The sequence below is a fragment of the Sorlinia euscelidii genome (assembly GCF_036452135.1).
GTDB classification, from domain to species: domain Bacteria; phylum Pseudomonadota; class Alphaproteobacteria; order Acetobacterales; family Acetobacteraceae; genus Sorlinia; species Sorlinia euscelidii.
Genome location: NZ_JAWJZZ010000004.1, coordinates 31,334 through 45,298, shown reverse-complemented (window position 1 = coordinate 45,298; position 13,965 = coordinate 31,334). Strand labels below are relative to the sequence as shown.

General features: G+C 57.2%; 15 protein-coding genes and 1 pseudogene. 8 read left to right on the top strand and 8 right to left on the bottom strand.

Features of this window, described 5'->3' with window-relative positions; all coding sequences use genetic code 11:
- Position 1: 1 nt before the first annotated feature.
- From CGLAMM_RS08230 to mlaD, 5 genes and pseudogenes are all read right to left on the bottom strand, one after another.
- Entirely contained in the window at positions 2-1,336 is a 1,335-nt protein-coding gene (locus CGLAMM_RS08230; RefSeq protein WP_394818635.1) for an alpha,alpha-trehalose-phosphate synthase (UDP-forming), read from the bottom strand.
- A complete protein-coding gene (gene otsB / locus CGLAMM_RS08225) occupies positions 1,333-2,088 on the bottom strand; it encodes a trehalose-phosphatase (protein ID WP_394818636.1) in 756 nt (251 codons plus the stop codon). The genes CGLAMM_RS08230 and otsB overlap by 4 nt, the downstream gene beginning before the upstream one ends.
- A gap of 198 nt (positions 2,089-2,286) precedes the next feature.
- Positions 2,287-2,781 carry a DUF2155 domain-containing protein gene (locus tag CGLAMM_RS08220; RefSeq protein ID WP_418115575.1) on the bottom strand — a complete coding sequence of 165 codons (495 nt, stop codon included), beginning with the start codon at positions 2,779-2,781 and terminating at the stop codon, positions 2,287-2,289.
- A 115-nt stretch (positions 2,782-2,896) separates the two neighbouring features.
- Positions 2,897-3,103 (bottom strand): hypothetical protein, encoded by a 207-nt coding sequence (locus CGLAMM_RS08215; RefSeq protein ID WP_394818638.1) that lies wholly within the window; start codon positions 3,101-3,103, stop codon positions 2,897-2,899.
- A pseudogene (gene mlaD / locus CGLAMM_RS08210) lies at positions 3,100-3,623 on the bottom strand (outer membrane lipid asymmetry maintenance protein MlaD). The gene CGLAMM_RS08215 and the pseudogene mlaD overlap by 4 nt, the downstream one beginning before the upstream one ends.
- A 217-nt stretch (positions 3,624-3,840) precedes the next feature.
- On the opposite strand from mlaD, the gene CGLAMM_RS08205 reads away from it, so the two are divergent.
- The 5 genes from CGLAMM_RS08205 to trhO all read left to right on the top strand — a co-directional run bounded on the left by CGLAMM_RS08205 (position 3,841) and on the right by trhO (position 8,453).
- Positions 3,841-5,406 (top strand): TSCPD domain-containing protein, encoded by a 1,566-nt coding sequence (locus tag CGLAMM_RS08205; protein WP_394818639.1) that lies wholly within the window; start codon positions 3,841-3,843, stop codon positions 5,404-5,406.
- A gap of 104 nt (positions 5,407-5,510) precedes the next feature.
- On the top strand, positions 5,511-5,978 hold the full coding sequence (locus tag CGLAMM_RS08200; RefSeq protein ID WP_394819070.1) for a RidA family protein: 468 nt from the start codon (positions 5,511-5,513) through the stop codon (positions 5,976-5,978).
- Positions 5,979-6,032: 54 nt separating this feature from the next.
- Positions 6,033-7,187 (top strand): GNAT family N-acetyltransferase, encoded by a 1,155-nt coding sequence (locus CGLAMM_RS08195; protein WP_394818640.1) that lies wholly within the window; start codon positions 6,033-6,035, stop codon positions 7,185-7,187.
- A gap of 59 nt (positions 7,188-7,246) precedes the next feature.
- Positions 7,247-7,438 carry a hypothetical protein gene (locus CGLAMM_RS08190; RefSeq protein ID WP_394818641.1) on the top strand — a complete coding sequence of 64 codons (192 nt, stop codon included), beginning with the start codon at positions 7,247-7,249 and terminating at the stop codon, positions 7,436-7,438.
- A 46-nt stretch (positions 7,439-7,484) separates the two neighbouring features.
- Positions 7,485-8,453, top strand: a complete 969-nt coding sequence (gene trhO, locus CGLAMM_RS08185) for an oxygen-dependent tRNA uridine(34) hydroxylase TrhO (protein WP_394818642.1) — start codon at positions 7,485-7,487, stop codon at positions 8,451-8,453.
- Positions 8,454-8,510: 57 nt separating this feature from the next.
- Here the strand turns inward: trhO and CGLAMM_RS08180 are convergent, their stop codons facing one another.
- Complete coding sequence (locus CGLAMM_RS08180) at positions 8,511-9,599, bottom strand: CorA family divalent cation transporter (protein WP_394818643.1); 1,089 nt, start codon at positions 9,597-9,599, stop codon at positions 8,511-8,513.
- 219 nt (positions 9,600-9,818) lie between these two features.
- Here CGLAMM_RS08180 and CGLAMM_RS08175 point away from each other — a divergent pair, with 219 nt between their 5' ends.
- From CGLAMM_RS08175 to CGLAMM_RS08165, 3 genes are all read left to right on the top strand, one after another.
- On the top strand, positions 9,819-10,130 hold the full coding sequence (locus tag CGLAMM_RS08175; protein WP_394818644.1) for a hypothetical protein: 312 nt from the start codon (positions 9,819-9,821) through the stop codon (positions 10,128-10,130).
- Between the two features lie 264 nt (positions 10,131-10,394).
- Positions 10,395-11,684 (top strand): adenosylhomocysteinase, encoded by a 1,290-nt coding sequence (ahcY, locus tag CGLAMM_RS08170; protein WP_394818645.1) that lies wholly within the window; start codon positions 10,395-10,397, stop codon positions 11,682-11,684.
- 172 nt (positions 11,685-11,856) lie between these two features.
- Positions 11,857-12,201 (top strand): DUF3597 domain-containing protein, encoded by a 345-nt coding sequence (locus tag CGLAMM_RS08165; protein WP_394818646.1) that lies wholly within the window; start codon positions 11,857-11,859, stop codon positions 12,199-12,201.
- A 63-nt stretch (positions 12,202-12,264) separates the two neighbouring features.
- Here CGLAMM_RS08165 and CGLAMM_RS08160 read toward each other — a convergent pair whose 3' ends face one another.
- Both CGLAMM_RS08160 and folD read right to left on the bottom strand, forming a co-directional pair.
- Positions 12,265-13,011 carry a methylenetetrahydrofolate reductase gene (locus tag CGLAMM_RS08160; RefSeq protein WP_394818647.1) on the bottom strand — a complete coding sequence of 249 codons (747 nt, stop codon included), beginning with the start codon at positions 13,009-13,011 and terminating at the stop codon, positions 12,265-12,267.
- A gap of 1 nt (position 13,012) precedes the next feature.
- Positions 13,013-13,903: a bifunctional methylenetetrahydrofolate dehydrogenase/methenyltetrahydrofolate cyclohydrolase FolD gene (gene folD / locus CGLAMM_RS08155; RefSeq protein ID WP_418115570.1), complete on the bottom strand. Its 891-nt coding sequence runs from the start codon at positions 13,901-13,903 to the stop codon at positions 13,013-13,015.
- Positions 13,904-13,965: the final 62 nt, after the last annotated feature.

Below are 13,965 nucleotides of genomic sequence, written 5' to 3'. Positions count from 1 at the left end.
GTCACCTCACTTCCTTCAATACGGAGAGGAATTCTGCAGCCCAGCGCGCCGCCGTGTTGCGTTGCACCTCGACGTTGAGAAAACGCCATCTTTTTTTCCGTACTTCTTTTTTCATTGTCAGCGCAAGATGAAGCGCCTCAGCGATCTGATCGGGATCATAGGGATTAACCTGAAGAGCGGCCTTTAGTTCAGGCGCCGCACCGGCAAGAGACGATAAAATGAGGACACCCGGGTCATCCTCGTCCTGCGCCGCGACATATTCCTTCGCGACGAGGTTCATCCCATCGCGTAACGGCGTCACGAGGGCGATATCGGCGCGACGATGAAACCCTGCCAGCACATGTCTGGGGACGGACTGCGTCAGGAAGCGGACGGGCGTCCAGTCAAACGTGCCGAACGTGGCATTGACATGTCCGCTCAGCTCATCGACTTCACGTCGAAGATGTTGATAAGCGGATACGCCCGCACGGGAGACCGGGGCGATCTGCAACATGACAACCTTCGCCTCATGCTGCGGATAACGCTGGATCAATTTTTCGAAACCTTTGATGCGTTCCGGAATACCTTTGGAATAATCGAGGCGATCAACCCCGATCACCAGTTTGCGACCACGCAGACTATCCATAAGCCGGACGACTTCCGGCGCATCGACATTGCGACGCGCCTCTTCCCGAAATTCCTCCGGCGCGATGCCGATCGGAAAATGCTCTACGCGTGTGGAAAGTCCGGTCGCTGAAAAACAACTATTGAAGTTCTCGCGATCTTCCTCAGTCTGCACGCCGATCAGATCGTATTCCGAGAGGGCAGACAGCAATGCCCCCGCACAGGGCAGCACCCGCGTCACACTCCAGGGTGGAAGGGGGATATGCAGAAAATAGCCAATACGGTTTCTGATATTGAGTTTCTTCAGCTCAGCACCCAGCATCATCAGGTGATAATCATGCACCCAGATGACGTCATCTTCCCGGAGGAGGGGCGCCAGCTTCCGCGCAAAAAGCGCATTGACCTTCTTATAGGAATCATAATCCTCCTGGCGATAGCGAATCATCTCAAGGCGGTAATGACAAAGCGGCCAAAGCGCACCATTCGCAAAATTCTCGTAAAAGCGCGTATATTGATCCGTTGTCAGGTCAATCGTCGCGAATGTAACGCGGTGAAGCTGCTCAATCTGCACGTCAGAGGAGACAGCATTTTCATGATGTTGTCCGGACCAGCCAAACCATAGCCCCTCTGTGTCGCGCACGGCTTCGCCCAGCCCAACGATGAGCCCGCCGGCCGATTGCACGCGCTCCTTGACATCCGGCACGCGATTGGACACGAGGACGAGGCGACTCATGGTCGCATCTCCGCGCATTGCCGTAACCAGGCCCTGAATATCTCTGCGGTCGCGAAATCTTCTGGAATGAGATACCCCTTCCCGCCCATTGCCTGCGCTGCATGCACACCATCGAGATCCGTCCTGTCGTCACCGACAAAGATCGGAAGTTTATCACGAAAATTCGGCAATGACATGATGCGCCTCAGGGCCTTGCCTTTGTCAACGCCTTTCATCCGGATTTCCCACGCCATTTTCGCGGGTTGAACATAAAAATCAGTGTGATCCGTGATGAGCTCACGCGCGAAACGCTCAAAAACGCCCGCGGCATCCGGGCATTTGCGATAATGCAGCACCAGCCCGTTTTTTTTTGGCTCGATGATGCTGCCCTCATGAGCTGCCCCGAATTGCCGGGCCTGACGCAACCATTCATCGGGCGGCGCGGGCATATCGAGATGCGTGATGGCCGCGTCAGGCGCTTCCCGGAGGGCGGCGCCATGTTCACCGGAAATAGCGTAGGCGATATGAGGAAGAAAGTGATCAATCTCCTCAATCGTCCGGCCTGAAATAATCGCAACCGCATCGCCCGTCGCGCCTCTTAGGCGTTGCAACGTGTCAGGCAGGTCCGGCGTGACCGTCACAGCGTCCGGGGTGGGCGCGATATCGACGAGCGTGCCATCGAAATCGAGAAGAAAAGCCGTTTCGGCAAGAGTCAGGGGGAGAGGCGGCGCAGGCGAATTTCTGGCAGGGTCAGAGGCACGGCGAGAATGCATCTTATGTCAACTTCTCCGGCTTCTACGGGTTGCGCGACCTCAGCAGGGATCAGAGGTCACGCGAGGAAAAATCTTCGGATCTGCCGGAGGAAAAGCCCGGAGATTTTATCTCTCGCTTCCATTGAATTCAGGGCGGAGCCAATTGCAGCGGCGCGTCCTGAGGCACCTTGCCGGACGGGGACGGGTTGGTGGGCGCGGTCAGGCCCTGCCCCCGGGCGCGAGCTCGAAAGGCGCATCTTGTTGCGAAGCCTGGACGTTCGGGCTTGAAAGCTGCGGCCCGGCGGCGTCCCGCGTCGGTCCCTGCGTATCTTCCGGCTTTTTGACCGCATTCGGGTCCGGCTTTACCGGTCCAGGTAAAGGTGCCAGCAGTGGGGCCACCGGGTTGCCCTCACATCGCACGACACTGACGCCGTAAAGCGGGTTGGTGTAAGTGGAAAGAGCGGGGGCACTCTGCACGATCCACCCATCAAAATGAAAATCCGGATTCGTGTCATCGCGGATGGAGAGGCGGGCCGCCGCGTCTCTCGGCAATGTCGGCGGCTTTTCAACGCATTGTGCGACATGAAGGTGCAGCGTTTTATATTGCCCCTCCTGCCCGACCGGGATGGTCAATTCCTCGATATGAGAGTCGACCCGGCGCAACACGCGGATGACGGCCACGCTTTTCCCCTGCCACACATTTGGAAGGTACATGACCGGCGGCGCGACGAGATCCGCCGCGCGGGCCGTTTCCCCCCAGGCAAACAGCCGACCAGCCCCAATAGAGCCATCGCGATCAACCGGCCTTCCGCCCGGCGCGCCCTTCGCATCATGAAGCTGACCCTTCCTTCAACCCAGAAACCAGTTTCTCCAGATAAGTGCGCATGATGGCCGGCGCCACGCCCATCAATATGGCGTCATCCCACGCATCCCGTATCACCTGCTCAAGCTCCACTGCATTCTCATTGAGGAGGCGCCGTTTTTCGAGACAGGAGATCGGCACACCATGCACGTCTTTCCAGTCAGGCCGCATCATTTGAGGGATGACCCGCCATTATCACCATCTGATGACCGGTCATTTTTCTGGATGCTGTCCGTCACGGAGAAGATGAATTTGCTCAGAAGTTGCTCCAGACTGATGGAACCCTGGGTGATGGACATAAGTTGCCCGGATTTCAGCAGCGTCGTGTCCCCCCGGGAGAAAGGGCAATATATTTGCCACCCAGCAAACTGTCTGACGTAATGATCGCCGCACTGTCCACCGGCAGGGCGACAGATCGATCAACCGTGAAAGTGACGTTGGCGCGATAGGTTTTCGGGTCGACGCGCGTGGTGGCGACATGTCCGACCGTGATCCCGGCAAGCCGGACATCCGAGCCGATGGAGAGGCCGTCAATCTGGTTGAAATCCGCTTTCAGATTATAATCATCCCCGCCACTGCGATAGCGACCAGCGATGGCAAGGATTAGCATCAGGAGAAGAACGGCAAGCACCAGCATACCAACAATGATTTCAGCGGTCTGCCGTCGTGTCTGAATGGCTGATACGCGTTCCATATTCCTCCGCCTTACCTCAAATTGACATGCCCGCCACGCATCCACGCGCCCGGCATGATCAGCGCCAACGCAGCTTCTGACCATCGCAGACAGCTTGCGCGCCGATCAATATCAAGTTATCCACCTTATCCTCGTTATACAGACCATTAAACGCCTATCATGCGGTTCGTATAGCCTTTTTATCTCGCACGACCTCACTTAAGCTGACGGTATGACGATGATGGAAACAATCAAAGCCCTCCCCCTCCGATCCGTCCGCATCAGTGCAGACCCGGATACCGGCCCGCTAGGCAGCGTCACCCTCCCCATCACTTGGGATGATGTGGCGGCGCGCGCCATGCTGGATCTGTCCCTGTCGCAAGGCCCCCTCACCTTTGAGGATGCGGTCATGCCCTGGCTGACGATGATCCAGGCCAATATCTCGGGCGATGAGAAACTGGGCGTCGATCGGTGCAGGGAATTTCTAGATCTGCTCCTGCAGCGTCAGGTCGCGCCGACGGCCGGTTTATGGCAGGGACAGCATGACCGTCAGGGGGGCTTCATCGTCAATGTCGCGTCCTTCTGTGGTCACGGCTCGTTTGACGGGCCAGGTTACATCGCGGCTTTGCGACGCGTCTGCGACACGCTGCGTGAGATTCACGCCCATACCGGCACGCAGCTCAACGGGGAATTGCCGCTTTTCGACTCGCCGGATGAAGCCGATATAAACGCCTCACCATTGGAGGACACGCTTCTTCCCCGTCGGGCGGGGACGCTCCTCCTCACCAATATCGATGCAGCCCTTGCCGCGCTCGGCTTTGATTATGACAGCGATGCGGGGCGGGATGCTGCGTGCTACATCGCGTGGCTGACAAGCTCCGTCGCGCGGCAGAATGCGGGGCCGGTCCCATTACCGCCCACCGCATGCCCCATTGCCGGACTTGCCTCAATTGGTGAGCAGATCCGCGATGAAATCGACCATGCGGATGACAGCCTGCCGTCACAGCCATTGATCGAGACCGGGTTTTCAGCGCCAGGACCCATTGACTGCATCCTCGGTGTCGATGCATGCGGCTTTGCGCCGATTTTCTCACCTTTGAACGAAAATGGCGCGCTCAGGGCGAGCACACTCGCGCGATTGGCTTATAAAGGCTTTACACCCGAGACAGCCCTCGCGGCGGCGTTTGCGGGGCAGGCGCCCCTCACCCAGCCCGATATTGCGGCCCATCTGGCAATGCATCGCGCCGTGGCGGGTTTCGTCGATCGCATGCCCGCGCGCCCTGACCCCACGCTTGTCCTGTCGCCGCAATCCCGGCTGGAGCGCGGGCAACGCAGGCTGTTACCGCAACGGCTTAATGGCGTCTCCATGCGTGTCTCCATCGGGGGGCAGCGCCTTTACCTCCGGACAGGTGAGTTTGACGACGGCTCTCTGGGTGAAGTCACGATCAATGCGGCGCGCGGTAATTCGATGGTGAAAGGTTTGATTGACAGTCTCAATCAGGCCGTGTCCATCGGGCTGCAATATGGTGTCCCGCTGGATGTCTATGTGGATCAATTCGCTTATGCACGTTACGGAATTGGCGGCACGGTTGAGGGCGACGCGGCGGCTAATCATGCCTCGTCCATTACGGATTACGTCTTCCGCAGCCTTTCAGAAACCTATCTGGGTGTGAAACTTCCGGATATCGGGCCGGAATTGGAGCATGACCCCATGACATCCGCTGACCCCTTCCTCCCCTTCGAGGCAAATTCAGAATCAAGTGATCGGGACGGGGCGCATCGGCAGCATTTACGTGTCGTGTAAATGTTTTACTAAAGCGACGTGGCGCTCTTATATCGACTGACCTATAAATTAAGCGCCATCATGCATACCGCATGCGTGACGCTAAAAAAGCAAAGGGTCGCTCCATGTCACTCGATATTGAAAAAAAAATCGCCGAACTGGGCCTGACATTGCCGGAGGCCGCAAAACCGGTCGCCAATTATGTCGCCTGCGTGCAGACGGGCTCTCTTCTCATCATATCGGGCCAGTTACCGCTTGAGGCAGGCGCCCTCAAGGCGAAAGGAAAGCTCGGGGGCGAGGTTTCGGATGAGATCGGCATTGCCTGCGCGCAAGCCTGCTTCCTGAACGTGGTTGCCCAGGCGAAGGCGGCTCTCGGTGATCTGAAGCGAGTCAAAAAAGTTGTGCGCCTCGGCGGATTTATCAGCTGCGCGCCCGCTTTCACCAACCACGCCAAAATCATGAATGGTGCGTCCGACCTTGCTGTTGGGCTCTTTGGAGAGCGTGGCATCCATGCGCGCTCAACCATCGGCGTGCCCTCTCTGCCATTAGATGCCCCGGTGGAAGTCGAGGCGATTTTCGAAATTGCGCCCTGATGAGTCGTTACAGGGGGCCAAAGGGTTTCGGCTCTCCCGCCCGCCCTTCCTCTTATGACAGGTGACGGCTTCAGCATTGCACCCGGTGCCGAGGCCATTCCACCGGCAGACTGGCGTCTCTGTGCCGGCGATGACGTTCTGACGGGGCGCGATTTCTTCCTCGCGCTGGAGCAGAGCGGTTCCGCCGTTCCCTCCCGAGGGTGGCATCCCTGTCACGGCGTTTTGCGAGAAAACGGTCAGGTTCAGGCCATCGCCCCGCTCTACGTCAAAAGCCATTCACTCGGTGAATATGTGTTTGACCAGCCATGGGCAGAGGCTTTTATGCAGGCGGGCGGTCAATATTACCCGAAGCTCTCGGGATGCGTTCCCTTCACACCCGTCAGCGGGGCGCGCATCTTATGCAGCCCAGCCGGGCTGGCGGCAGATTCGGTCAAGCGTCGCATGGCGGCATATATGGTTGAAATGACGCGATCAGCCGGGCTTTCATCCGTACATCTGACATTCTGCACGAAGGAGGAGGCTGCCCTCCTCGCGAAACTGGGCTGGCTGACACGCCGTGGCCTGCAATTTCACTGGACGAATGACGCCTACGCGGATTTCAGTGCGTTTCTCGATTCCCTCACCTCGCGTAAGCGAAAAATGATCCGCAAGGAGCGGGAATTGGCGTCATCTTACGGCCTGAAATTTTCAACCCGAAGCGGTGACACGTTACGGCCGGATGAATGGCGGCGTATCGACGCGCTCTATCGCGCCACGACGGATCGACGATGGGGAAACGCCTACCTCACCCCGGGATTTTTCGCGACACTTGCAGCGTCACGCGGTGAAAATATCATCCTCATGACCGCCTCCCACCATGAGGAAATAGCCGCCGCCGCCTTGAACATATGGAGCGGTGACACGCTTTACGGGCGTTATTGGTGTTGCGCAGAGGATTGGCCCGCTTTGCATTTTGAGCTTTGCTATTATCAAGCCATTGAGTGGGCCATCGCTCATCAACTCAAGCGCGTTGAGGCCGGTGCGCAAGGCACGCATAAAATTTTGCGCGGTTATCGCCCCACATACACTTGGGCGGCGCATCACATCGCGCATGAAGGTTTGAGAAACGCCGTGCGGGATTTTCTGGTGGAAGAGACCGCTCAGATGGCGGCGCAGAAGCGCGCCTTTGAGGCGGCGCTACCTTACCGTAACATTTTTAGTTGCGAATAATTCTCATACACACTATTGTGGTCCTCTCTTTTGCAGCTTAATATTCGGAGGTCACCCCGATGATCAGATGTCTTGCCACCGGACACGACGTCATCGCACGACTCATGAATGACGCTTCCATATCGCCTCCAGATGCGCAGCAAATGGAGTGGCTGCAATTTCTCGGCTTCGCGCCCCCTGCTTTGCCGGAGAAAACCGCCGTTACATCCAGACCCCGAAGCGGGTCCCGGCGGAACGACAAGACTCATTGAATAATTTCGGTTAAAAGGGCCGTGCTCCTCGATTTGGACCTGGCTCATGACACGTCACCGCTTAACAATTGCTGCGCTCTATCATTTCACGCCCTTTCCCGATCCCGCATCGCTTAAAGCGCCGCTTCTGGAAAAATGCAGGGCGCACGCTATTTGCGGGACGCTTCTCCTCGCGCCAGAGGGGATTAACGGGACCATTGCGGGCCAGGACGATGATATCCACGCTATCCTCACTGAAATCAAAGCCCTGCCCGGTTGCGACTCCCTGGAATGGAAATTGTCTTACGCGGACGCACCCCCTTTTCACCGCATGAAAATACGGCTCAAAAAGGAAATTGTGACGATGGGGCAGCCCGCGATTGACCCCTTGAAATCAGTGGGGCGTTACGTCGCGCCGGAGGCATGGAACGCACTGATTACCGACCCCGATACGATTGTCATTGATACGCGCAATGATTATGAAGTCGCCATCGGCAGTTTCAAGCACGCGATTGACCCTGGCACGAAGAGTTTCCGGGATTTTCCCGATTGGTTCCGTCAATTCCGGGCGCAGCGGGCGCAAGAAGGCCGGAAGGCTAAACTCGCCATGTTCTGCACGGGCGGCATTCGCTGTGAGAAAGCAACCGCCTTCGCGCGGGAGGAAGGGTTTGAGGACGTCTATCACTTGAAAGGCGGCATCCTCAAATATCTTGAAACCGTGCCGGAGGCGGAAAGTCTGTGGCAAGGGGACTGCTTCGTTTTCGACCATCGTGTCAGCGTGCAGCATGGTCTCAAGCCCGGCAAATATGCGCTGTGCCATGCCTGCCGCATGCCCCTCTCACCGGATGATCGCGCATCGCCCCATTATGTGGAGGGCGAATCCTGCCCTCATTGCCATCACGAGCGCAATGCGACGCAGCGCGCACGTTATGCGGCGCGTCAGCGGCAAATGGCTCTGGCGCAGGCGCGCGGCACTGTGCATCTCGGGCATCCATCTGCGACGCAGGCCCCATCCGGGACAAAGCGCGACGCGTAAGTGCTGACTTCGAAGTAGAATCGTTAAGACGTGTCGACGTGTCTCAGCGATTAAGCCCTATAACAGGCGCGCGACTTTCAGGAAGATCCATGTCAGCAACATAAAGACCGCGCAGACAATTCCGGCCCAAATCGTACCGAGCGCGCCGGTCTGGAGGAACATCCCGCCCGTATTCATGCCGAAAAACCCGGTCACCAACGTTGCGGGAAGCATCAGGATTGTCGCGACGGAGACGATATAAAGGCGGCGATTTGTCTCCTCAACCTGCATGGAGGAAAGCTCATCCTGCAAAGAGCGTGAGCGCTCCTGCACCGCCAGCAAGTCGTCCAACGCAGCATGGACCTGATTTTCGAGGCGGTCACGCAGCTCATCTTCTGCCCAGAGCGGCAGGTTGAGATCCGCATCACGTATCACGCGGTCGATCGGGGTCACGACGCGACGCAGTTCCGTAGCGCGGCGGCGGGATTTACCCACGATCGCGCCGAGATGGCCGAGATCGCGCTTTCTCTCAAAGCGCAAAAGAGCATCTTCCGCCCGGTCAACCTCATCATCCAGCCGACTGATCTGCCGCCGGACACTCGCGATAAAGACGCGTATGGTGCGTTCAATGACGCCAATCGGCCCCGCCGAGACTTTCCCCGCCTTGAGGGAGCGGAAGGTGCTGCCGAGAACCGGGATCGGGTTACGGCGGGTCGTCACCAGCAAATCCCGGCGCATTGCGAAGCGCCAGGCGCAGAAATCGCGATCTTCCTCCAGCACCGCATCATCGAAAGCCGGCATCGCGCCCCAGACGACGTGGTCCGTCGCTTCGAGCGTGATGCCGTATTCCGTCTCCGCCAGGACCAGACATGCCTCCCGCGGGAAGCATGTCAGATGCGCAACCTGAAGGCGCGCGGCACTGTGGACCGTGTCGAAATGCAGCCAGAACCATTTATCGACAATGCCCGGGACTTCATCCTCCGCTGGCATACTGCCATTGAGAATGGCGTTGATTTCCTCATCCGTCAGGGGATGCGACTCGCCGGATGACGCGACGCTGACCGCCCAGACGAGTCCATTCACGACACCACTGCGCTTGCCGCGCCGTTTGACGAGATCCGTTCCGCCAATGATGGGATACGGTTTTTTCACACGTGGGGATGACATCTTACCCTCCCGGGTCTGCTTTGCCCGAAACCCGAAATTTGAGGCCGCCCATGGCGCATCAAAAACTCCCAGCCCGGTCAGATGTTTCCAGAGTTCTTAAAATTCAGCGATCTGTATACAAGTTCGAAACTTAATGGGAGTAAAAATGTTCACAGGCTTGAGGCCCGTCGGCGCCTGGTTGTCCGGCATATGAAACATTCTCCGTCATAAGGTTGCTGCATGACATCCGTGCAAAAGAGTTTCCTCACCCTCGCTATATTGGCGGGCTTTTCCCTGGCCGTCGCGGCGCAGGCGCAGCCAACCTCCGAACCTTCAAACGACGCGCCCCCCACTGCTGAAAAGGCAGACCGGATGCGTCAGCAATCTGCGGGCGCGCATAATCCGACGGAGAAGAACCCAACCTACCGCAATCAGGCGATGGAGCAACCGACTCCGGCGCGCCCGGGCAAACCGCAGGTCAAGACCAAACCTGGCGAGAAAACGACGGCGAAGCACGAGCATCGGAAATACCGTCGCGCACCGCATCTCTAAAAGCTGATAACGTCGTAATCGCGCTTCAGGTGCCGTTTTTGGCGCGCGATTGCTTCCCGTCATCGACGCGCACGGGCTGAAATCCTGACATCGCCGCTTGAGATACAAAGGAGCTTTGCAAGGTCAGGCGGCGCCGATCCGACTTATCGTCGCGGCAATTCCCGTGGCTTGCATCCTGGCAAAACAAGGCCACTGGCCCTCACGCCTCACTCGCTTTATAACCCTTGCGAGATAAGACTGCTAACAAAGTGAGGCGCCGCGCATATGAGCGATTACAAAGTAAGTGACATGTCCCTAGCCGAATGGGGCCGGAAGGAAATTTCCATCGCCGAAGGCGAAATGCCAGGGTTGATGGCCCTTCGGGAGGAATTCGGTGAAAAACAGCCCCTGAAAGGCGCGCGCATCGCGGGTTGCCTGCATATGACGATCCAGACGGCCGTGCTCATTGAAACGCTGATCGCTCTCGGCGCGGAAGTGCGCTGGTCATCCTGCAATATTTTCTCCACGCAGGATCAGGCCGCCGCCGCGATCGCGGCCGCCGGCATCCCGGTTTTTGCCTGGAAAGGCCTGTCTGAAGAAGAATTCTGGTGGTGTATTGAGCAGACCATCAAGGGCCCGAATGGCTGGACGCCCAATATGATCCTCGATGACGGGGGTGATCTGACCGTCCTGATGCATGATAAATATCCTGAAATGCTCAAAGATGTGCGCGGCCTGTCGGAAGAGACGACCACAGGTGTGCACCGGCTGTGGGAGATGGAGAAAGCGGGAAAGCTGCTCGTGCCCGCCATCAACGTCAATGACAGCGTGACCAAATCCAAATTTGACAATCTTTATGGCTGCCGGGAAAGCCTGGTCGATGCCATCCGACGTGGCACGGATGTGATGATGGCGGGCAAAGTCGCTGTCGTCGCCGGTTATGGTGATGTTGGCAAAGGCTCAGCCGCCTCCCTGCGCAATGCAGGTTGCCGCGTTCTCGTGACGGAGGTGGACCCGATCTGCGCGCTTCAGGCCGCGATGGAAGGTTACGAAGTCGTTTCCATGGAGGACGCAGCCCCGCGCGGCGATATTTTCGTCACCTGCACGGGCAATGTGGACATCATCACGATTGAGCATATGCGCGCCATGCGTCACCGCGCCATCGTGTGCAATATCGGGCATTTTGACAGTGAAATCCAGATTGAGGCGCTGCGCAACTTCAAATGGGACAATATCAAGCCGCAGGTGGATGAGGTTGTTTTCCCGGACGGTAAGCGGATCATCCTTCTTTCCCAGGGCCGTCTGGTCAATCTCGGGAACGCGACCGGGCATCCTTCTTTTGTCATGTCAGCTTCTTTCACAAATCAGACGCTCGCGCAGATTGAGCTTTGGACGGCGCAGAAAGGACAATATGAAAATAAGGTCTACACGTTGCCGAAAAAACTTGATGAGAAGGTGGCCGCACTTCACCTCGCCAAAGTCGGCGCCAAACTCAGCCGCCTGAGCCCCGAACAGGCAAAATATATCGGCGTGCCGGTGGAAGGGCCGTTTAAACACGAGCTTTACCGTTACTAAGACATCCAATCAACGCCGTTGAAAAAGGGGCCCGCGCGGCCCCTTTTTTTTGCGGTCAATAAAGGTGTTGTCTGTCGATCAAACTGTGGAAATGCAAGGGAACAGTTCAAGACACGCAACGTTAAATATTTGACAAATTTTTCCCGGATTTTCTTAATATTTTGAGGTTAATATGAGTATTTTCAGCACCCTCGTTTCCAAGATTTTCGGCCGTGCCGACGCGAAAACGCCTGGCATGATGGAGGGGAGTTCAACTGGCACGGATGTCAACGCCATCCTGACCGATCTCGCCAATAAAAAAGGTGGTGGCGCTTCCAATTGGAAGACATCCATTGTGGATCTCATGAAGCTCCTGGATATGGACAGCTCTCTTGAAGCGCGTCAACAGCTCGCGAAGGAACTCGGCTATTCAGGCGACATGAATGACAGTGCCAGCATGAATATCTGGCTCAGCAAGCAGGTTATGCAGAAACTTTCGGAGAATGGCGGTAAGCTTCCCGATTCATTTAGGAAATAAGACGCGTCCTCAAACCCGTTTCGATGACGCCCGCCTTCAGGACGGGCGTCAATCGCGTCGCCGCTAAATCGTCGGCATGACCAGCGCGCCAAGATAGGCGTCGAGGTCAATACGCAATGGCATAAAGTAAATATTGCTCTTCTCCCTTATGACGAAGTCGAGCATTTTCTGCGCGAAGGCAATATTGGCGGAGAGGGACGCGTCAAAGTCACGCGCAAACACGACGTGATTGACGTTTTCCCAGTAAGCACGGCTCTTCTCACTTACGACAGGGGAGACACCCCAGAAAACGGTTTGCCCCTCCAGCCACCTTGCGCAAAGCTCCAACGCAGGTAGGTCAAAAAGTGGCTGCGTGAAAAACCCGACAGCGCCCGCGTCAATCTTACGTTTGACGGCCTCAAGCTCCTGATAAGGTGCGCGGCGATACGGGTCAAATGCAGCGTAGACTTTTAAATGCGGCGCCTCACGCTGGTAACGCCGGATGATATCGACACTGCCATGAGGGTAAGTCGGGCGGGACGGGTCGGCAGGTGGATCGCCTTCGACCACCAGAATTTCATCAATACCGGATTGCTGGACGCAGGGCAGCGGCGCGTTTGGGGCGATATCAATCGCACGTATATGCGGAATGACAGGGACATTGCCCGCCTCATTCAGGAGTTGCGCTGCCTCCCAAGATCGCATTTTCATTCGTGTGAGATCAGGTATATTGACCAAACCCGCTTGTGGCAAAGTGCGCCGCGCCGTGTCAAAATCCTGCCGCAACGATGCCGCATCACGCGGCACAAGCTCGATGGATATTCGCGTCATGTCAGACGCCCTTATTCGCTTCACACGCCGCGTCGAACGTGTTGCTGAGCAGGCAGGCAATGGTCATCGGCCCGACCCCCCCCGGCACGGGCGTGATGAAAGCGGCTTTTTCAAGCGCATCATTGAACGCCACATCGCCAACGAGACGGGTCTTCCCATCAGGCAGGTCCATGCGGGTGATGCCGACATCAATCACGGTCGCACCGGGTTTGACCCAGTCACTTGGGACGAGCTCGGCTTTCCCCACGGCGACGATGAGGATATCCGCCTGGCGCGCCAAACCACCTGGATCTTTCGTGTCGATATGGGCGATGGAGACGGTGCAGCCCTGCTTCAACAGAAGCTGCGCCATCGGCTTACCAACGAGATTGGACGCGCCGATAATGACAGCATGGAGGCCGCGCAACGTCCCCAGCGTGTCTTGAAGCAGCTTGAGGCACCCCAAAGGTGTGCACGGCACATGCCCATCCATACCCAGGCTGAGCCGACCGGCATTAACTTCCCCCAGTCCGTCAACGTCCTTATGTGGCGCGATCGCATTGATGACGATATTCCGGTCAAGATGCTGCGGCAAGGGGAGTTGAACGAGAATTCCATGGATCGCCGCATCGGCATTGAGCCGCGCGATCAACGCCAAAAGCTCCTCCTGTGCGGTCGTCTCCGGCAACATATGCATGAAGGAGCGCATACCCGCGCGGTGTGTCTGAATCGCCTTGTTCTTGACGTAAACTTCACTGGCCGGATCATTACCGACCAGAACAACCGCCAGTCCCGGGATTTGACCCGTCTCAAGGCGAAAATTCTCCACTTTTTCCTTGATGGAATCGGTTAAAGCCCGGGCGATGGCCTTGCCATCAATGATTTTGCGCCGATATGCGTCGTCAGGTTTCATCGCACACAATACCTCGGTTTCAGGAAACGTCTTGTCGCGTCCGGGTTTTCTCTACAGCAAAT